Source organism: Gordonibacter sp. RACS_AR49 (assembly GCF_030418435.1).
GTDB classification, from domain to species: domain Bacteria; phylum Actinomycetota; class Coriobacteriia; order Coriobacteriales; family Eggerthellaceae; genus Gordonibacter; species Gordonibacter urolithinfaciens.
Map to the genome: position 1 here is coordinate 740228 of NZ_JAIUDM010000001.1, position 20389 is coordinate 760616.

15 protein-coding genes and 1 tRNA gene are annotated in these 20389 nt (G+C 65.1%); 8 read left to right on the forward strand and 8 right to left on the reverse strand.

What is annotated here, in order from left to right; all coding sequences use genetic code 11:
• The first annotated feature begins 7 nt into the window (after positions 1–7).
• From LB310_RS03130 to LB310_RS03160, 7 genes are all read left to right on the forward strand, one after another.
• Complete coding sequence (locus LB310_RS03130; RefSeq protein ID WP_041239204.1) at positions 8–421, forward strand: FHA domain-containing protein; 414 nt, start codon at positions 8–10, stop codon at positions 419–421.
• Positions 421–1641: a Stp1/IreP family PP2C-type Ser/Thr phosphatase gene (locus tag LB310_RS03135; protein WP_096227564.1), complete on the forward strand. Its 1221-nt coding sequence runs from the start codon at positions 421–423 to the stop codon at positions 1639–1641. Before LB310_RS03130 ends, LB310_RS03135 begins: the two co-directional genes overlap by 1 nt.
• Positions 1638–4400, forward strand: coding sequence for an FtsW/RodA/SpoVE family cell cycle protein (locus tag LB310_RS03140; protein ID WP_157005770.1), 2763 nt, complete (start codon positions 1638–1640; stop codon positions 4398–4400). The genes LB310_RS03135 and LB310_RS03140 overlap by 4 nt, the downstream gene beginning before the upstream one ends.
• A 91-nt stretch (positions 4401–4491) precedes the next feature.
• A complete protein-coding gene (gene pknB / locus LB310_RS03145) occupies positions 4492–6480 on the forward strand; it encodes a Stk1 family PASTA domain-containing Ser/Thr kinase (RefSeq protein ID WP_087190770.1) in 1989 nt (662 codons plus the stop codon).
• 234 nt (positions 6481–6714) lie between these two features.
• A complete protein-coding gene (locus LB310_RS03150) occupies positions 6715–7413 on the forward strand; it encodes a LemA family protein (RefSeq protein WP_087190736.1) in 699 nt (232 codons plus the stop codon).
• A 261-nt stretch (positions 7414–7674) separates the two neighbouring features.
• Complete coding sequence (locus tag LB310_RS03155) at positions 7675–8808, forward strand: C40 family peptidase (RefSeq protein ID WP_301154461.1); 1134 nt, start codon at positions 7675–7677, stop codon at positions 8806–8808.
• A 92-nt stretch (positions 8809–8900) separates the two neighbouring features.
• Positions 8901–8976, forward strand: a tRNA-Arg gene (locus LB310_RS03160).
• Here the strand turns inward: LB310_RS03160 and LB310_RS15305 are convergent.
• The 7 genes from LB310_RS15305 to LB310_RS03190 all read right to left on the reverse strand — a co-directional run bounded on the left by LB310_RS15305 (position 8935) and on the right by LB310_RS03190 (position 16520).
• Entirely contained in the window at positions 8935–9207 is a 273-nt protein-coding gene (locus LB310_RS15305) for an ATP-binding protein (RefSeq protein WP_143412710.1), read from the reverse strand. The two genes, LB310_RS03160 and LB310_RS15305, sit on opposite strands and share 42 nt — an antisense overlap.
• Before the next feature lie 253 nt (positions 9208–9460).
• The gene (locus LB310_RS03165) at positions 9461–10456 is read right to left on the reverse strand and encodes a 4Fe-4S binding protein (protein WP_301154463.1); all 996 of its coding nucleotides are present in this window, start codon (positions 10454–10456) and stop codon (positions 9461–9463) included.
• On the reverse strand, positions 10443–11210 hold the full coding sequence (locus tag LB310_RS03170) for a 4Fe-4S dicluster domain-containing protein (protein ID WP_087190733.1): 768 nt from the start codon (positions 11208–11210) through the stop codon (positions 10443–10445). Before LB310_RS03170 ends, LB310_RS03165 begins: the two co-directional genes overlap by 14 nt.
• Before the next feature lie 75 nt (positions 11211–11285).
• Positions 11286–11963: a molecular chaperone gene (locus LB310_RS03175; protein ID WP_301154465.1), complete on the reverse strand. Its 678-nt coding sequence runs from the start codon at positions 11961–11963 to the stop codon at positions 11286–11288.
• A gap of 195 nt (positions 11964–12158) precedes the next feature.
• Positions 12159–13034 (reverse strand): DmsC/YnfH family molybdoenzyme membrane anchor subunit, encoded by an 876-nt coding sequence (locus LB310_RS03180; RefSeq protein WP_087190731.1) that lies wholly within the window; start codon positions 13032–13034, stop codon positions 12159–12161.
• Between the two features lie 2 nt (positions 13035–13036).
• Positions 13037–13609 carry a 4Fe-4S dicluster domain-containing protein gene (locus LB310_RS03185; RefSeq protein WP_087190730.1) on the reverse strand — a complete coding sequence of 191 codons (573 nt, stop codon included), beginning with the start codon at positions 13607–13609 and terminating at the stop codon, positions 13037–13039.
• A 1-nt stretch (position 13610) separates the two neighbouring features.
• Complete coding sequence (locus LB310_RS03190; protein ID WP_278804832.1) at positions 13611–16520, reverse strand: molybdopterin-dependent oxidoreductase; 2910 nt, start codon at positions 16518–16520, stop codon at positions 13611–13613.
• A 514-nt stretch (positions 16521–17034) separates the two neighbouring features.
• Here LB310_RS03190 and LB310_RS03195 point away from each other — a divergent pair.
• A complete protein-coding gene (locus tag LB310_RS03195) occupies positions 17035–17475 on the forward strand; it encodes a MarR family winged helix-turn-helix transcriptional regulator (RefSeq protein WP_087190769.1) in 441 nt (146 codons plus the stop codon).
• Between the two features lie 86 nt (positions 17476–17561).
• On the opposite strand, the gene LB310_RS03200 is transcribed toward LB310_RS03195, so the two are convergent.
• Positions 17562–20312 carry a collagen binding domain-containing protein gene (locus LB310_RS03200; RefSeq protein ID WP_278804830.1) on the reverse strand — a complete coding sequence of 917 codons (2751 nt, stop codon included), beginning with the start codon at positions 20310–20312 and terminating at the stop codon, positions 17562–17564.
• Positions 20313–20389: the final 77 nt, after the last annotated feature.

Genomic DNA, 20389 nt, shown 5'->3' on the forward strand with positions numbered 1-20389 from the left:
TGTACTCGTGATCGACGTCGTACTGCTGATCGGACGCCTGCTGTTCGTCGCGCTGCTCTACCTGTTCCTGTTCGCCCTCATGAAGACGGGGATAGGCCTCGTGCGCGGCCAACGTAAAAAGGAGCGCACCTGGAACCTGTCGGTAGAGCGCGGGCCGAAGGAGCTGCGCGGCGTGTCCATCGTCGTGCGCGGGCCCGTCATCGTGGGCCGCAGCCCCGGCGCCGACATCGTGGTGGGCGCGGGTTACGTGTCCGGCCGCCACGCGCGCTTCTCCCTCATGGGGCAGAACCTGTTCGTGGAAGACCTGGGATCGACGAACGGCACTGCCGTGAACGGCCAGGTCATCGGCGAACCGGTAGCGCTCAAGAACGGCGACGTGGTCAACGTGGGCGACGTGGCCATCCGCGTGAGGTTTGCCTGATGGCCGCCGAGCGCCCGTACAAGTCCACGCCACACACGCGCAAGGGCGCCACCACCACGTTCGGGAGCCGCACGGACATCGGCTGCCTGCGCGACCACAACGAGGACAGCCTCGTGGTGGCACCCCCCCTGTTCGCCGTCGCCGACGGCATGGGCGGGCACGCAGCCGGCGAGGTGGCTTCGGAAATCGCCGTGAACGTGCTGGCCGAGCGCGCGCCCGCGCATCCCGACCCCGAGGCGCTGGGACGCGCCGTGGAGGAGGCGAACCGCGCCATCATCGTCGCTGCCCACGAGGGGCGGGGCCGCGAGGGCATGGGCACCACCATGACCGCTGCCATGCTGGAGGGCGAACGGCTCATCATCGCCCAGGTGGGCGACTCGCGTGCCTACCTGCTGCACCAGGGCAAGCTCCAACAGCTCACGCGCGACCACAGCCTGATGGCCGACATGATAGAGGCGGGGCAGCTCACGCCCGAGGAGGCGCGCACGCACCCGAACCGCTCCGTCATCACGCGGGCGCTGGGGAGCGACCCGCATACGCAGCCCGATCTGTACGAGATCAACGTGGAGACGGGCGACCGCCTGCTCATCTGCTCCGACGGCCTGTCGGGCATGGTGTGCGACAACGACATAGAATCGACGCTCGCCCGTGTGCGCGACCCACAGCGCTGCGCATCGCAGCTGGTGAACGAGGCTATCGCCAACGGCGGCCACGACAACGTCACCGTCATCGTGGCGGACGTCACCGGCTTCGCCGAGGTGCGCCGCAAGAAGATGGCGCGCAAGACGAAGCTCTCCATCGCGCTCGTGCTCGTGCTGTTCGCCGCCATCGTGGGCGGCACGGCCTGGGGCACGAACGAGTACCTGCACAACGCCGCCTACCTCGCAAACGACAATGGCAAGGTGGCCATCTACCGCGGCGTGCCGGGCAACGTGTTCGGCCTCGGCTACTCCGAGCTGGTGAAGACCACCGACGTGTCAGTGAGCGATCTGCAGCCCGGGTTCCAGGAACGGCTGAAGGAAGGCTGGCGCGTCGACAGCGTGGAGGCCGCCGAGTCGCTGGTCAAGGAGTACCAAGAGGACATCGACGCCAAGAGCAAGCCAACCGGGGACGATGCGGCGGATGCCGGCGCTCCCGCAACCGACGCAGCCGGCAGCACCGGCGGCACGCACGACGCGGACCCGCCGGAGCCTGCCAACTCGCAAGGCGGTGCCGCATGACGCGCCGCAACATCGAGCTCGTCCTGCTGTGCGTGGCGGCGCCCATCGTGGTGCTGCTGTTCGCCATGCTGGCCGTGAACCAGGGGCTCGCCCTCAACGCCACCACGCTGGGGGTGCCTATCGGCATCTTCGTGGCGTTCATCATCGCGCACCTGGCCACGCGCAAGTTCGCGCCCAAGGCCGACCCGGCCATCCTGCCCATCGTGTTCGCGCTGTCGGGCATCGGCATATGCTTCGTGGAACGCCTGGCACCCAACCTAGCAATGAACCAGGTCATGTGGCTGTTCCTGGGCGTAGCGTTCATGGTGCTGGTCATGGCGCTCGTGCGCAACCTCGACAAGGTGGCCAACTACAAGTATACGCTCATGATCGTGGGCTTCCTGCTGCTGCTCTCGCCGTTGGTGCCGGGACTCGGCCAGGAGATCTACGGAAGCCGCATTTGGCTGGGCATCGGCAAGTTCTCGTTCCAGCCGGGCGAGATCGCGAAGATCGCCATCGTGCTGTTCCTGGCCGGTTACCTCGCGCAGAACCGAGAGATGCTCTCCGTGTTCACGTGGCGCGTGGGTCCCTTTAACCTGCCGGACATCCGTACGTTGCTGCCACTGCTGCTCATGTGGCTGGTGGCGTTGGTCATCGTCGTGTTCGAGAAGGACCTGGGCAGCGCGCTCGTGTTCTTCTTCCTGTTCCTGGTCATGTTGTACGTGGCCACGGGCAAGAAGTTCTACCTGGTGGTGGGCTTGGGCCTCATTGCCATCGGCGGCGTGGGAGCCTACCTGGCCTTCGGTCACGTGCAGGTGCGCGTGGACAACTGGCTGGACCCGTTCGCGGACGCCCAGAACACCGGCTACCAGCTGGTGCAGGGCATCTACTCCATCGCCGATGGCGACCTGTTCGGCGTGGGCGTCGGGCGCGGCCTGGCCGAGCAGATCCCCGTCGTGGAGAGCGACTACATCTTCGCCGCCATCGCCGAGGAGATCGGGCTTTTGGGCGCGGCGGGCGTGCTGCTGCTGTTCCTGTGCCTGGCCATCCGCGGCTTCGTGACGGCGGCGCGCGCGAAGAGCGACGTCAGCTCTTTCGTGGCCGTGGGCCTCACCACCATGATCGTGCTCCAGGCGTTCATCATCGTGGGCGGCGTGACGCGGCTCATCCCGCTCACGGGCCTCACGCTCCCCTTCATCAGCCAAGGCGGCTCGTCGCTCCTGGCCAGCTTCATAGCGGTGGGTTTCCTCATGCGCTGCGGCGACGAGGGCACGGGCGTAGGCTCCGAGGTGGCCAGCGCCACCAGCTCGCTGCATGCGAACAGCGTGCTCGGGCGCGTGTCGCTGGGCAAGCGGCTCACGCACGCCATGATCATCCTTTCCACCCTTTTCGCGCTTCTCGTTGCCAACCTCACGCTCATCATGGTGGTGCAGGCGAACTACTACCAGAACATGCCCGGCAACAACCACACGCTGGCGAAGGAATCGCGCACCGAGCGCGGCACCATCTCCACCTACGACGGCGTGATCCTCGCGCAGAGCGTGCAGCAGGAGGACGGCACCTACGAGCGCGTCTACCCGGCCGGCAACCTGGCCACCCACGTGGTGGGCTACGCGTCCACCCAGTTCGGCACGTCCGGCATCGAGGCCGCCGAGAACGACACGCTGAAGGGCCAGCAGAACTACGCCAGCTGGACCGACGTGCTGAACTCGCTGGCCGGCATCGGCGGCGTGGGCAACGACGTCACGCTCACGCTGAACTCGAAGATACAGCAGGCGGCCCAAGACGCGCTCTCGGGCTACGCCGGCGCGTGCGTGGTCATGGACCCCGAGACGGGAGCCGTGCTGGGCATGGCGTCGTCGCCCACCTACGACGCGGCCGACTTCGCCGCCGAGATAGAGAAGGCCAACGCCAACCCCGACGGCGAGAGCACGCTGCTGAACCGCGCGATACAGACGCTCTACGCCCCCGGCTCCACGTTCAAGATCGTCACGCTCGCAACGGCGCTCGAGGACGGCGTTGCCAGCGAGGACACCGTGTTCTCGTCGCCGGGCACCATGGACATCGGCAACGCGCCCGTCACGAACTTCAACAAGAACTCCTACGGCGACATCACGCTCGCCCGCGCCACCGAACTGTCCAGCAACACCGTGTTCGGCCAGCTGGGCGTGGAAATGGGCGCGGAGAAGCTCGTGGACGGCGCCGACAAGTTCGGCTTCAACCGCAAGATCGACTTCACGCTGAACACCGCCACCTCGCTCATGGCCGAGCCCGACGAGATGACGAAGTGGGAGCTGGCTTGGTCGGCCGCCGGCGAGCCGGTGAACCCCCAGAACCACCCCAGCCCCGCCGGGCCCCAGGCCACCGTTCTGGAGATGGCCCTCGTGGGCTGCGCCATAGCCAACGACGGCGCCATCATGAACCCCTACCTGGTAGAGGGCGTCTACAACGCCAACGGCGAGCGCAGCTTCACCGCCACGCCGAACAAGTTCCTGCAGGCCGTGAGCAAGGAGACGGCCAACCGCGTGAAGGACGTGCTCAAGGGCGTCGTCACGGACGGCACGGGCACGGCCGCCGCCCTCCCCGGCGTGGAGGTGGCCGGCAAGACCGGCACGGCCGAGAAGGAGAACGGCAACGACAGCTGGTTCGTGGGAATGGCGCCCGCCGACAACCCGCGCGTCGTGGTGGCCATCAACCTTGAGCTTGCCGACGAGGGCATGGGCACCGAGCGGGCGCAGAATGTGTTGAGAACGGCCCTGCAGGTGCAAGGGCTTTTGTAAATAAGGTATGCTGGTGGCAATCGTATCAACATCGACACGCAGTACCGCCACTGAGCATGTGACCTAAAGGAGCAGAAACGTGACCGGAAACATGACAGGCAGGGTGTTCAACAACCGCTACCAGATAACCGAGCGCATCGGTATCGGCGGCATGGCCGAGGTGTACCGCGCGCAGGACAACGTGCTCGGACGCCTGGTTGCGGTGAAGGTCATGCTGCCCCAGTACGCCGCCGATCCCAACTTCACCAAGCGCTTCAAGCAGGAGGCCGCCGCTGCGGCCAACCTGCAGAGCCCCTACATCGTGAACGTGTACGACTGGGGCCAGGACGACGGCACGTACTACATCGTCATGGAGTTCGTGCGCGGCAGCGACCTGAAGACGGCCATCAACGAGCGCGGCGCCATTAACCAGCGCAAGGTGGCCGAGATCGGCTCGCAGGTGTGCCAGGCCCTGTCGGTGGCGCACAACCTGGACATCATCCACCGCGACATCAAGCCGCAGAACATCATGGTGCAGCCGGACGGCAACGTGAAGGTCATGGACTTCGGCATCGCGCGCGCCAAGAACTCGGTCATGACGCAGACGTCGTCCGTGCTGGGCACGGCGCACTATATCTCGCCGGAACAGGCGCAGGGCAAGGAGCTCACCGCCGCCAGCGACATCTACTCGCTCGGCATCGTGCTGTACGAGGCCGCCACGGGCAAGCTGCCCTTCGACGGCCCCGATGCCGTGAGCGTGGCCATGAAGCAGGTGAACGACCTGCCGGCCCCGCCGCGGGAGATCAACCCCGATATCGACCCCGCGCTCGAGGCCATCATCATGCGCGCCATGGCGAAGAACCCCGCCGAGCGCTTCGCCACCGCGCAGGACATGCGCTACGCGCTGAACGACTACCTGGCCGGGCGCCCTGTGAACGTGGGCGGCGGCTTCACCAGCGCCGAGACGGCCGTCATGGGCGGCGTCGTTCCTCCCATGGGCATGGCAGACGGCACCGCCGTCATGCCCGCCGGCATGGGCGCGGGCGGCACGAAGCCCGCGGGAACCCCCGGCGGCACGAAGAACTACCGTTCCGACGACGGCAAGAAGAAGAACAACAAGAAGACCATCGGCATCGTGGTGGGCATCGTTGCCGCGCTGGCCATCGTGGGCCTTGCGGCATTCGCCCTCATGGGCGGCTTCGCCACGGGCGACCCCGTGCCCGACGTGACGGGCAAGACCGTCGAGGAGGCCACGGCCATCTTGAAGGAGGCCGGCTTCGAGCTGGGCACCACCGACCAGAAGTACGACGACAAGGTTCCGGCCGGGCAGATCGTCGGCCAGGACCCGAAGGCCGGCGACAAGCGCGAGAAGGGCTCGAAGGTCAACGTCACCGTATCGCAGGGCGTGGCTCAGATCACCGTGCCCGACGTGAAGGGCCTCGACGCGGAAAAGGCGAAGCAGGCGATCAAGGACAAGGGGCTCGTGCCGAGCGCGGGAACGCCAGCCTATTCCGACACAGTTGAAAAGGGCCTGGTCATTAGCACCAATCCTGAAAGCGGCACCAAGGTTGAGAAGAACTCGACCGTGGAGTACATCGTGTCGCTCGGCTCCGAGGGCGTTGAGGTGCCCAACGTGGTGGGCCAGCGCGAGGGCGCCGCGGTCGCAACGCTGAACGATGCGGGCTTCTCCGTGACGACCGACTACGCCAACAGCGACACCGTGGCCGAGGGCCTGGTCATCAGCCAAAGCCCCTCCGCCGGCGAAAAGGGCAAAGAGGGCGGCACGGTGAACATCGTGGTGAGCAACGGCAAGGCGAAGCCCACTAAGTTCACGGTATCCGCCTCGGTCTCGGGCGAGGGCGGCTACGTGTCGCCATCGTCCATGGAGGTGGACGAGGGCGGTAGCATCACCTTCCAGGTAACGCCTAACAGTGGCTACACGGTGTCCTCCGTCACCGACACGAACGGCAACAGCTACAGCGTGTCGCCAAGCGGCGGCAGCTTCACCGTCAGCAACGTGAAGAACAGCATCGCCGTCACCGTGGTGTTCGCCAAGCAGTCGACGCCCGACCCGACGCCGACGCCTAACCCGACGAACTAGCCGCCACTTTTCGTGCCGTGCGCGCACGTTCGGGGCTTCACGCTCGGATCTCTAGGAGGATCGCCTCGGGCGGTCCTCCTTTCTTTCCGTCTCATTCCCCTGTCTCGCGCCTGTATCGCGCCTGTTTGACGACAACGCTTCGCCGTCAAGCCGCCAACGAGCAAGGCCCCTCCTCGTCCTGCATGCGAGCTAGCCCTACAATGGGCGGATCACACGTGTGAAAGGACCGCCAGGATGAACCTCTCCCTCATTGCCATCGTCCTCGTGGGCCTTGTCGCCGCGCTCTGCGGGCTCGTCGTAGCCAACTTGAAGGCGCAGCAGCGAGACGTGCAGGCTGCCTGGAACCGCTTGGACGGATTGCGTCGCCGCGGCATGGAGGCGGTGCCGGCGTTCGTCGCCGCCGTCTCTCAGGACGAGGCTGCCGCGCAGCGCGTAGCCAGCAGTCCCTCGGTCGTACACCGCGCCCTGGACGACGTTGCCGCGGCCTCGCGCGCCTCCGCCTCTGCGGAGGACCCGCATGCGGCCGCAGCAGCAGACGACCGGCTCGTACAGGCCATCGAGCGCGTCTACGCGGCGACCGAAGTCGAACCAGACTTCGTGGCAAGCCCTGCCAGCCGCAAGGCCAGCGCGCAGCTCGATGCGGCCATGGAAGCCCTCGCCCACGAGCAGCAGATCTACAACAACGTGGCCACCATCGCCACGAACGCGCAGCGCTCCTTCCCCGCCCTCCTGTTCGCCAAGCGACTGGGGCTGTCCGAACCGCAGCGCTACGAGTCGGAAGCGGCCGCCCGGCGCGCCGCGCTCGACTGGACGCGCGGGAGCCTCCCCTCGCTCGCCGACGCCTCTCCGCATGTCATGAACCCCCAGATGCTCTGGGCCTCCGCCATGGCCGACGCCGCCATAGACGATCGCACCGACGAGCGGCGCCGTTAAGGAGCCAGCCGCACCTGCCGCCGAGCCCAGCCCGCCCGTCTCGCATGACTGCCGTGCAGCTGGCCGGGAACAGCGGGTACACCTCGCCCTTTTCGCCTCTCCGCTCGCACCGCGCCGCCCTTCCCCTCGCTACCTCGCCTTCCCGCAAACCCTCCCTCGTATCTGGATAATTGACGGGTATTTTCGTCATGCATGGGTTGCGTGGTAAGATAGAGGGTACATTCGCTCGGACATGCTCCAGGCCCATCAAGGAGGTACCGCATGCAAGAGCCCTCACCCGCCCTTTCGCGGCGCACGTTCGTCGGCGGAGCAACCGCCCTCGCCGCCGCGTCCCTCGCCTTCCCCCAGGCCGCGTTCGCCGTGACCGCCGCCGAGAAGCAGGCAGAGGCCGACGCCGTCCGCAACCAGCTGGTCGGTCTGAACGCCGACCTGGAGGCCGCCGCCGAGCGCTACTACGGCGCGCTGGACGAGCAGAACGCCGCACGCACGGCCATGGAGGCCGAGCAGGTCAAGATCGACGAGGCCACGGCCCAGATCGCCGACCTGCAGGATCACCTGGGCACCCGCGCCCGCAGCATGTACCGCTCGGGCTCCGCCACGTTCCTGGACTTCCTCATGGGTGCCACCTCGTTCGCCGAGTTCACCCAGAACTGGGATATCCTGAACGGCTTGAACGAGAACGACTCCCAGATGGTCGCCGAGACCAAGGAGCTGCGCGAGAGCGTGGAGGCCTCGAAGGCCGAGTACGCCAAGCAGGAGAAGATTGCCGCCGACAAAGCAGCCGAGGCGAAGGCCATCAAGGAAGAGGTCGAGGCGAAGATCGCCCAGGCCGATGCGCTCATGAACTCGCTCGATGCCGAGGCGCGCGTCCTGCTCGAGGAAGAGCAACGCGCCGCCGCCGAGGCGGCCGCCGCGCAGAAGCAGGCCGAGATGGAAGTCGAGGCAGCGCGAGAGGCCGCGAACAACGGCAATACGGGCGGTGGCGGAGGCGGGGGTACCGGCGGCGGCAACCCGCCGAGCGGAGGCGGCGGCAACGGCGTGGACATCCCGTCGCAGGGTTCCGTGGTCGATTACGCCATGAGCCGTATCGGCTGCCCCTACGAATGGGGCGCGGAGGGTCCGAACTCGTTCGACTGCTCCGGCCTGGTGACGTGGGCGTATCGCCAGATCGGCATGTACGTTCCGCATCAGAGCGAGTCTCAGTACAACGCAGCCCGTCAACGCGTTCCGGTCTCCGAAGCCCGCCCCGGCGACGTGCTCTGGCGCTACGGCCACGTGGGCATCGCCGTCAGCTACGGTGGCACCCACTACGTCCATGCGCCCGACCGGGGCCTGCTCGTGCGCGATACCGACCCGCTCTCCTGGTCGAAGTTCACCTGCGCCCTGCGTTTCTAGCACCGCCGACAGGAGAACGGCTCGACGCCTGCCAGCGGGCTCGGCCATTTCTCTAGGATAAGCGCTGTCGGGAATGCTACAATAGCTGCCGCGCCTCCGTAGCTCAGGGGACAGAGCACCGCTCTCCTAAAGCGGGTGCCGCGCGTTCGAATCGCGCCGGGGGCACCATCGATTTCTCGCGACGCCGCCTTGAGCGGCGTCGTTTTTTCTTCGATACCCGTGCAGTCGCAAATGAAAGCGTCGAGGCAGCAACGGACGATGACAGCGCCTCCGCGGCTTCGGCAGCGTTACCGCAACGCGCGTTCCCTGCGGCTCGTTAGCTTCGACAGCAACACCACCGCCCGCGCGCTCGACAAGGGCTCGGGCGATGGAGAGCCCAAGACCGCTGCGATGCGGCAGTTTTCATAGAGCGGGTTTCGCTGCACGGTGGAAGCTGGGACGAGATTGGAGGCCATGGCCGATCTGGCCGGACGTTTCAAAGAACTGGGCGCGGGAACTTGAAAGGCGAAGTACATCGTGCCAGATCAATATTATTTCCATTTGCGGCAATAAATGATAGCCTTGGCATACATTTACCACAACCTGTTCTTTCGTCCATGACCTTATTAGTAAGGGAGCGTTTCACGTGAAACACTCCCTTGGCGCGGTCAGGCTAGCGAACGGCGAGGTCGTCGTCGCAATCTTCGAGAGGGCCCGAAGCGACGGAGGTTATCTCGCCGACGGAGGCAGGCTCGTGGGCTGAAGCAGGCTCGTCGGCTCGGACAGGGTTCGAAACGGGAGCGTCCGGCTTCCGCGTGCCGAGCGCGAGGGAGATGGACTTCGTGGGGCAGTTCTCCACGCAGTCGAGGCAGAACGTGCATGACTCGAGCGTCTCTGTCGAGGAATGGGCCACGTCGATGTTCTCCGGGCACACGGTCGAGCACGTGCGGCATCCCTCGCTTGAAACGCAGGTGGCGCAGCTTGCCTGCGGCCGCACGCCGAAACCGAGCCTGGCGCGCAGCTTGCCCACCAGGCCGAAGAAGAAGCCCAAAGGACAGATGGCCGAGCACCAGCGCTTGAACAAGAACAGCTCCGCCAGCAACATGAGCGGGAACACGACAAGCTCCCAACCCGGCTGCAACAGCACGAACACGCGGTTCAAGGCCCACAAGGTGCCGAACACAAGCCCGATAGGGCACAGCAGGCAGAAAACCGGGAACTTGACGACAAACGACACCAGCAGCAGAACGGCCAACACCGCACCTTGCGTTTTGATGCCGGGCCCTGCCCCGGCGCATGCAGAGCAGCCAGCCGCCTTCCCGGCCTCTTCAGATGCTTGCGAGGGGGCCGGGGCGCGGTCTTCGCCCCTGCGCCCGCGCAGACCGCGCGGCACATGGCCGCCGAAGACGTTCTTGAGCAGCTGGGAGGGGCACGCCCAGGCGCAAAACGCCCGTCCCACCAAAAACACGATGAGCAGCACTGCAAGGACACCCGGCAGCAACTGCCACGGGATGCTGCCCGATGCGGCAGCTATCTGGACGAAGCCTACCGGACACAGCACGCACAGCGTTCCGATTGCCGCGCCCCCGCCAACATGCGCCGCTCCAACCGCCGCAACCAGCAAGGCAGTGGCAACGACTATGCGGAGAGCCTTGCTACGCGTTTTCATGGGTGGCCCCCTTCCCCTCTCCTGAAGCTGGCCTCAAGGAACCGTCCGGACCATCGGGGTGCATGCCTCGCGAATGCGGGGGCAATGCTTCGGCTGCGGCAGTCGTGCGCAAGGAGGTAAGCTCCGCGTCGGCCACCGCGCCCGATGCGTGCGCAGCCTCGCTCTCGCGTGAGACCACCACGATTCCCTTGTTTGCGATGCTGGGGTTGTAGGCACGCAGCGACGAAGACGGGCATGACGTCTCGCACTTCCCGCAGCCGTCGCAAAGATCGGCGTGCACTACCGGCCGATCATGGTCGTCTAGCGAGATGGCGCCCTCCACCGGGCACTCGTCCTTGCACACGGTGCAGCCGGACCAGTCCCAGGCCACGCAGGCATCCTTTACCACTACCGCCACACCCAGGTCGCGCTCGCGCGCACCGCCGAACGCCAGCGCGCCGGTGGGGCACGCCTCGACGCACTTCATGCAAAAGTCGCAGTGTGCCTGCTCGAACGCCAACGTTGGCGTCCCGTAGGCCACGAAGCCGCCAGAGAGCGGCACCGGCGTGATGATGCCGTACGGGCATGCCTGCAGGCAGCGCTGGCAGCGGTTGCACGCCGCCGCCAACCGCGCGTTGGACTCCACGCCAGGCGGGCGCACGAAGGCAGCGTCGGCCTGCTTGGTCGCCGCGCCGAACCCCCCTGCCCCTATGGTTATCGCCCCGACCGCACCGGCGGCGAGAAACCCGCGCCGGGAAATAGTATCCACACCCATCAACCCCTCTCACCTGTCCAACGCCGACAAAGAAGCATCGGAAGCCCGCTTAAGAAAACGCTCTTGCGCGCGAGGCTACCCCACAACCTCGTCCAGCGCGCTCTCGTCGGCTTTAAGGTAGGTTTCGGTGAAGGTGGCCAGATGGGCATAGAAGCCGGTTTCTGCCGATGCGCAGGCGTCAGCCGCGAACGGCTCTATCCACCGCAACAGGTGATCGCGCAAAAATGCCAGCTGGCCGCCCAGCAAGTCCTCCGCCGCCTGGCCCTCGCCCGCCCGCAGTGCACCGGCGGCCTGTTCGCACAAGCGTGCCATGAATGCCAGCTCAACCGCCAGATGGTCTTCCGGCTCCGGGAAGGCGGGGTCCTTCGCGAATCGCGCTGCATGATAGAGCGTCCTTACTTGGGCATACGCTTCCTGCATCATGAGCCCGTCCGGGCTGGTGTACACCGACTCGTAAGGAAACGCCTTCTGTGCGGTGCGCGGCCCCATGCCGAAGAACACGCGGTTGAACACCACGGCCAACTGCTCGAGCGCCGCCTCGTCAAGATCGGCCAGGCAAGCCTGCAAGGCGGCAAAGCCGTCTGCTAACGCCGCGTCGTCAGACTCGAGGGCTGCATGTCCCGCGAAATCGGCAGCGAACGCAGCATCTATCTCTTTCTCATAGCAGCGCGAAAGCAGCGTATACACCCGCCCGCGGTTTTCGCAAAAGTCGGTTAAGTTCTCGATCAGCTCGGTCGGCAAGGCATTCTCCATGGTGCTTCCCCTTCTTCTCCGTCTTGCGAAGACGCCCGCTCGCTGCGGACGCCTTCCCTCGTGCGCAAGCCATGCGGCGAGCGCGCCTTGTCCGTCACGGCTCTGTGACCGGCGGTGCGCTCGCCGCATGGTTTGCCCGCACCTTTGCGGGAGCGGGCGATGCCACGTACCGGCATCGCCCGCCTCGAGGCATCGCTAGTAGATGAACGACTCCACGCTCGTGCCCACACCGTACATGATGACGCGCAAGCACACCGCGCCCACCACCGAGCAGGCAAACGCCGCGAACATAAAGGCAGCCAGCTTCTTCGGGTCAGCCAAGCCGGAGCCCGCATCGCCCTTCGTGGACTTTACGCAGGCCAAAGCAGTGAGCGCCACAGGGGCCGCGAGCCCCACCAGCACCACGCCCAGCCAGAACATGACCGCCAGGTCGCCCGCCAACAAACGCTCGATGGAACGCGACGGTGCCTGGTACGGCGCGATGGCGATCCATACCACGTAGGCCACCGACGTCACTGCCATGATGACAACGGCCGCCAACGCAATGCGCAGGGCAAACCCGCCGTCTTCCTTGGCGTTACCGCGAAGCAATACCAGACCGCACATCAAAAGCGCGCCCATGGCCAGGCCGGCACCCAGGTACATGAGCGGCAGCGCCGCGCTGTCCCAGGCAGGACGGGCTGCGATCAGGTACGAGGCGCCGGCCACCACCGGCAGCACCAGACCCAGAACCGCGCCCAGGATGCCGAACACCTTGCTGGCGCCGGGGTAGTCCTTCTTCGCCAAGACGACGTACACCAAAGACACGATGCCCATGAGCGCCACCACCAGCAGCTCCTTGGACAAGCCGGAGCCGAAGTTGCCCAGCAGGTGCGTCGCGCGCTCCGGGTGCCCCATGTGCAGCACCGACACACAGCCGCCCACCGCCAGGCACGCCAGCGCGATGAGCGCGCCTATGAAGCGGACTTCCTTGAACTTGCCCTTGAGCTCGCCTGCGCCCAAGAACACGAAGATGCCGCCGGTAATGCCCAAGAGCACGCTGAAGATCAGCAGAGGCCACTGGATCGCCATGGCTACTCACCGCCTTTCCAAGTGAACTTGTCCAAGCCGTAGTCCACTCCCGGATGGTTCCCCACATCGGTGAGCTTGTGCGTCTTCTTGGACGCCCTCATCTTCGAAGGCGCGGACTCGGGATCGTCCAAGTCGCCGAACAGGCGCGCCTGGCCGGGGCAGTGGCGCACGCACGCCGGCTGCTCGCCCTTGTCGATGAGGTGGGCGCACATGGTGCACTTCTCGATAACGCCCTTGTCGCGGCCCTCGTCGTAGGCGCGCACGCCGTAAGGGCAGGCCATGACGCAGTACTGGCACCCGATGCACTTGCTGTGGTCCACCAGGACCACGCCGTCCTCGCGCTTGTAGCTGGCGCCGGTGGGGCACACGCTCACGCACTCGGGGTTGTCGCAGTGCTGGCACGCCACGGGCAGGTAGTACATCTCCAGGTCGGGGTAGGTTCCCGAGGGACCTACGGTGAGCACCTTGTTGTAATAGGTGCCCAGGCCCACGCCGTTTTCTTGCTTGCAGACCACCGCGCAGGAATGGCACCCTATGCAGCTGTCCAGATCGATTGAGATAATGTTGCGGGTCATGCTACTTCGCACCTCCCTTCACCGTCACCTGCGCCACGCCGTTCTCCTGGCTGTCGGAAGCCAGGGCCTCGGCGCTCATGGGCAGGAATATCTTCAGGTCTTCCTCGTTCATGCAGATGTTTGCCGGCGCGCCCTCCTCGGCCTTGTAGATCCTGCAGAGGCCGCCGTAGTTGTCGGTGCCGACCGCCGGGTCGTAGGGGCCGTTGTTCTCGAACAGCACGTTGCAGTTCGAGTCGAAAGCGCCGTGCAGGTCGTCCGTGGCCTCGCGCTCGGGGAACCACCAGTCGTGCTCCACGTGGATCATGCCCGGCTTGATGGCCTCGGTGAGGTTCGCACGCTGGCGAATCTTGTCCACGTACGTCTCGATGACCACCCAGTCGTCCTGTTTGATGCCGTGCTCGGCAGCAGTGGCGGGGTTGATGTCCACGGTTGGGAACATGTGCACCTCGCGCATCCACGGGCTGTTGCGGTACTCGGTGTGGAAGAACGCATGGGAGCGCCCTCCCGTGATAAGCGTGTACGGGAAGTCTTCCAACATGTCGGGGCGGGCCAGCGGCGTGATGGGCGGCTCAATGTACAGCGGCAGCGGGCCGTTGCCGTACAGCAGCAGGTCTTCGGACCACATTTCCATCTTGCCGTTGTCCGACTGCGGGTGCGCAGGAATTACCTTGCCATCCGGCGTCTTCGTGCCGGGGAAGCGGTACACCGTCCCCATCTTGTTGCCACGGTACATGGTGTTGAAGCCGGGGCGGAAGTCGCTCGTCTTGCGCATGAAGCCCGTCTCGTACTTCGGCGCGCCCTTTACGGTGGCCATCTCGACGCCGGTCACGCTGATGCGCTCGCGGAATTCCTCGAAGCTTGCACAGCTCAACTGCGGAGGCAGCGTTTCGGGGCCCTTCACCATGTAATCGAAGAACTCGTACTTGTCCTTCCAATACATGTCCACGTCCATGTACTTCGCGAACTCGAAGCAGATGTCCATGTCGTCTTTGCTCTCGCCCAGCGGCTCATGGAACGGCTGGCGGATGAGGTAGGTGTGGCTGGTGGGATAGCCGTGGCCCGAGTGAGCCCACTCCACGCGGTCCACCTCGTTGGGGTGCGCGGCCGGCAGGATGATGTCGGCGAGCTCGCCCGAGGGGGTCATGTAGATGTCCACGTTCACGAAGAAGTCCAGGTTCTTGAAGCCCTCCACGATCTCGTGGCCGCCCTCGATGGAGAGGATGGGCTCGGACGTCTGCTGCCAATAACCGTGGATCTGGAACGGATCGCCCTTTGCCATGGCCTTCGTGGTGGCCGCGCCGAATCCGCCCTGCTGGCCGTAAATGACCTGACCGCCAGAGTTCTGCGTGGTTTCGCGCAGCTCGCCCGTGGCATCGTCGGCAACGAGAATCTGCTGGTAACCGGTGTTCTGGCACACGGAGAGCTTCTTGATGTTCTTCGCCGTTTCCAAACGGCGCTTGCCCATCCGGCCTTCCTTGTTCGGCACGACGTCGAACATGAACGAGTCGTAGCCGGTGGCGGGCTCGCGGCCGATGTTCTGGCCGCCCTTCGAGTCGAAGTTGCCGGCGAGCGCCATCATGATGGTGAACGCCTGCGAGATGCCCGATGTGTTGATGGAGAACTCCACCTTCTGGCCGCGGCAGAAGCACGCCGAGGGACTGGCCTCGATGTAGATATCGATAGCCTCGCGAATCTTGTCTTCGGGCAGTTCGCAGAACTCGGCAGCGCGCTCCACGGTCCACGGCGTGACGTGCTCGACCAGGATATCCCAGGAAGTGCGGTACGTCTTGCCGTTGATCTCGCGGCTACCGGAAAGCGCCGGCTTCGCGTCCGCCACGATGTTGCCCTCGGCGTCGAGCCACTGGAAGGCCTTCGGGCCGCCCACGCCCTGCTTGTTCTGCCAGTCACCGGACCAGAAGATCAGCTGGTCGTGCGCCTCGTCCCAAGCGGGGTACAGCTCCTCGTTGCCGCCTTCTTTGATCATTGACTCGCGCAGCTGGTACCCGGTGCCCTCCTCGTCGATGAAGAACGGGGCGTTGGTGTAGAAGCGCGCGAAGTCTTCGGCGCACTTGTCCGAGTGAATGATCTCGTTGATGAACGCCAACACCAGCGCCATGTCGGAACCGGGGCGGATGGGCAGCCACAGGTCTGCCTTGCTGGCCGTGCAGGTGTAGCGCGGATCCACGCAGATAACCTTGGCGCCGCGCTCCTGGGCGCGCTTGACGGTGAGCCAGTCGTAGTAGCCGCGGCTGCGCTCCTGGCGGCACCAGATAAGGATGCAGTTCGTATTGTTGCCGTCCCAACCGGTGTACTGCGTCTCGTCGCCGTACAGGCGCTGGCTGGTGAAGTACGAGCCCACCCAGCACAGGTTGCCCACGCCGAACGTGGCCGTGGAGCCCAGCTCCAGCCATAGCTTGTTGATGGCCTGGAACTGCAGCATGTCGCGACCTGTGCCGTACTGGTGCGCGATGGTGTGCCAGCCGTGCTCCTCGCCTATCTTGGTGAAGCGGTCGGCGGCCTCCTGGTAGGCTTCCTCCCACGTGATGCGCTTCCACTGGCCGGAGCCCTTCTCGCCCACGCGCTTCTGCGGGTAGCGCACGCGCAGCGGGTTGTACAGCTCCTGCGGAATGGCAAACGCGCGCGAGCACAGCGTTCCCTCGCTGAACAGATCGGGGTTGCCCTCGATCTTCACCACGCGGCCGTCCTTGACGTGACCGAACAGCGCGCAGCGGCCGTAACATTGGCGGCACGCACTGGGGATCTTCTTCACGTCGTCGGATGCGGTCGCCCCTGCGGCGCCCGCTGCATCGTCCGCAAAGGCCGTGGCAGCCTGCGAACCCAGCAGCAGCGTCGATGCGGTCGCGGCGGCGGTTGCCTTCACGAAGCCGCGGCGGCTCATCTTAAGTGACATCTCTCCTCCTCCTTTTGCCTCTCGTGGCCAAGATCTGCTTCAGGAGGAAGGCCGCGGGCAGATCCCGCTGGGACTGGCGACGGTTCATGCACAACGCTGGCCGCTCCCCTTGGCGAATCGAGCGCGTGCACCACTCCAATGCGCACGGTCCCTCGTTCACCCGGCGCGTCCCCACGCGCCCTCCCATCCTTGGCAAATTACTTGCAATGCTAATTATATTAACCACAACTATTAGCGCAACAGGTATTTGCAAAGAATAGTCCTGAACTGCTACAAGCGTGCGTAGAGCAACCGATTCGCACGGCAATGAAAGAGGAGATTCGACCGATAATCTTCCGCGTTCTTGACGGGGCCCAGCCGCTTATGGTTTCTTGTAGGCGAGAGAATGCGAAACGCCGCGACCGAACGATCCTGCCACTTCCCTTGCATGGTCGCCTTCCCGTCGCCCGGCGCGATGCGCCCCACCGCACGCGACAACGCAAAAGCCGCCCTGCGCATATCGGAAGGGTTCAACATGGAGAGCAAGCACAACCGTCTCATAGGTTATCTGGTGTACGACGCGCAGAAGCACATCACTAAATCGCTCGAGGTCACGCTTAAGCCCTACGATATCACCCCTGGCCAGTGGAACCTCATCAACCAGCTCGATCAGGCGGGCGAGCTGTCACAGAAAGAGCTGGCCACCATCACGCACAAAGAGCAGGCAACCATCACGCGGTACCTGGACACGCTCGAGCGCAAGGGGCTCGTGGTGCGCAACAAGCACAAGACCGACCGTCGCTCGCATGTGGTGAGCACCACCGACAAGGCCCACGAGCTCATCCGCACCGTGCTGCCCCTTACCGCCATCACGGCGAACCGGCTGATAGAGGGCATCGACCAGCAGGACATCGACACGTTCGTGGCCGTGCTGGCCGCCCTTAGGCAGAATGCGGAGGCCATTTCCGGGGAATGAGAGACCGCCCCACCGCCAGCATACCGGCGGGCGCCCCCTTCGGAGACGCCCGCCGCCTACAAGCCGGCCGATCGAGGAGGATTGCCCTACCGCCGCCTACGGCGAAGCGCCAGCATGCTGGCACCGCCCACCGCCGCCGCCAGCGATACCACGGCCGCACCTGCGACGAGCGCCACCGACGCGCCATCGCCCGTGCCTGCGAGGGAAACCGGCTTCGCGCCGCCCGCCGACGGGTTGCAGGGTTTCTCGGGCTCATTCGGCACGACCGGCTCCTCGGGATCGGGCGGCACGGGAGCGTTCTTCATGGCGAGCTCGACCTGCGCCGGCTGCCCCACTGCCACGGAGAACTCCACCGGCGTCCCATCGAGCACGTAGCCGTCGGGGGCAGCCGTCTCCACGAAACGGTAGGAGCCTACCGGCAGGTCGCGCACCTCGATGATGCCCTGGCCGTCGGTGACCAGCTCCCCGTAGCCGTCCACCACAGGCCACGTGCCGTCAGCTAAAAACTGCTCCAGCTTGAACGACGCGCCTGAGAGCACCTTGGACTCATCGTCGGCGTCGACTTTCGTGAGCACGGCGCCGCCCAACACCGGGGTCTTCTTGTTCACAGCCGTCACGGCCGCCGTGTAATCGGGCACGGTCTCGTCAAGCGCGAACTCGATCGGCTCGGTTTCCAGCTCATAGCCCTCCGGTGCCGACACCTCGACGAAACGGTAGGAGCCCATCGGGAGATCGGCCGCCTCGATCAGGCCATTTTCATCCGAGGTGAGGCTTGCAGAACCCGCCACGGTCTCCCAGGAGCCATCGGGCTGCTGGGCTTCCAGCTTGAACACGGCACCAGAAAGCCTTACGGACTCGTCGTCGGCGTCGACCTTGGTCAGCACGGCCTTGCCGAGCGGCGGCTCTTTCGCGTTCTCGGCCGTGAGATTCACCACGATGGGCGCGGGCGCCGAGGCATCGATGGCGAACTCGCGGGGAGTATCGTCCAGCACGTAGCCGGCAGGGGCCGCCGTCTCCACGAAGCGGTAGGAGCCCACAACCAGGTCCTCAACCGTGATCAACCCGTTCGCATCGGTCGTGAGCGCCTCGTGCCCGGTCAGGCCGGACCACGTGCCGTCGGCCGCGCGTTCCTCCAACTTGAACACCGCACCCGGCAGTCTCACCGATTCGTCGTCCGCATCTACCTTGGCGAGCACCACCTTGCCAAGCACGGGGCTCTTCGTGTTCTCGGCCGTAACCGTTGCGGTATGGTCCGGCATGGATGACGCGATGGCAAACTCTATCGGCTGCGATTCCATGATATAGCCGGCGGGCGGCTCTACCTCCACGAAGCGGTACCGCCCTAAAAGCAGCCCGGTTACCGTGATCTGGCCGCTGGCGTTCGTGGTCAGGCGCTCGGCACCCGCAACCACCGTCCATGAGTTGTCGGGCTGCATCTTCTCCAGCTTGAACACAGCGCCCGAAAGCGCGATGCCGGCATTGCCCGCATCGACCTTCGTCAGAACGGCCTTTCCGTCGCGCACCTCCACGCCGCCTGAAATCTCGGTGAAGTGAGCGCTGCCCGTCGACGTCTCGGACGACGAGTCGCCGTACGTGAGCGTGGCGGAGTTCTCGTAGCGGCCCGTCTCGGACGCATCGGCTCGCAACTCGACGATAAACGAGGTGAAATCGCCCTGGTTAGGACCCCCAACCCCGAAGTATTTCATGATGATAGCTTTTTGGGCAGGCGATACGCCCTTGCTGTCAATCAGTTGCTCCAAGAGGGCCTCGCCCTGGCCATTGAACGTATTGGCTATATTGAGCCTGCTCGTGCCATTTCCAGAGGGCACGTTGCCGAACCCGATATACACTGCGCTCCCCTCCCAAACGCCGATAGTGGGCAAGGCGGCATCGCGCACTTTGGCGGCGAAGTCGTCCTGGCTCATACCGCTTGCAGCCGAGCTTTCCACTTTTGAGAACAGATCGGTTATAGGATAGGCACCGTACTGTTCGGTCTGGGCTTCGCCTGAATCGGTCGTTGCAAACACCGGCACGTACACGACGACGTCGTCGACCGTGATGGCCTGACCGCCTTGGAGCTCGTCGGACAGCAGCAGTTTGCGCTGCTGTGCAGAGGGCGCCGACCCGCCGGCCGCATAGTCGGCGTAGGCATCCGTAACCCGATCCAGGTTCACGCCCATGTTCCACACGATCTGGTTCTGGCCGGCTACTTGGGAGCCGTACTTCAGCAGGGGCGTGCCAGGCAGCGGGCCCGTGGTGGGCGGATCGATGCTGATGGACGGAAGCGCCTCGCCGTTCACAGTGAACACGATATCGTCGCCCGTGCCTCTCACGTACCCTTCGAGCGAAAAGAACCCGTTGCCCAGCGAGGGGAACTGAGCTCCTTCGGCGGACAGCGTGGTGATGATGGAGATATCCTGGCCGGGTATGAGCGCTCCGTCGGCATCGCGGTTGCCGCTTACCACGTACGAGCCGATAACGGTGCCGGTTCCCGGATCGACCAGATCGGCGGGCCCGAAATCGCTGGCGAGCAAGTGGTCGTCGCCATCAACGGTAATGGTGAACGTGCTGCCCGCCTCGGCGTTCGACATGTCGGCAATGCTCCAGTTCAAATAGATGCGCACGTAGGAACCGCTCGTCAGATGCGTGCCGGCGGGAACGTCGCGCCATGTTCCGTCGCCCAGTCGCTGCTGCAGCTTTATGCTGTCAAGCGACACATTGTTCGACAAGTCGGAGGCACGCGGCGCCGGATCTGCATCGACGCCGGCTCCACCGCCCTCGTCTCCTTCGGCGGCGAACGCCGGAAGGCGAAGCGCCAGGAGAAAAAAGGCGAACAAGGCAACGATTCCTGCAAGTCGCCGTGCACGAGCAAGATGGCGGGAGGAAGGGGCGGCAGTTAAACGGAACGGTGCGG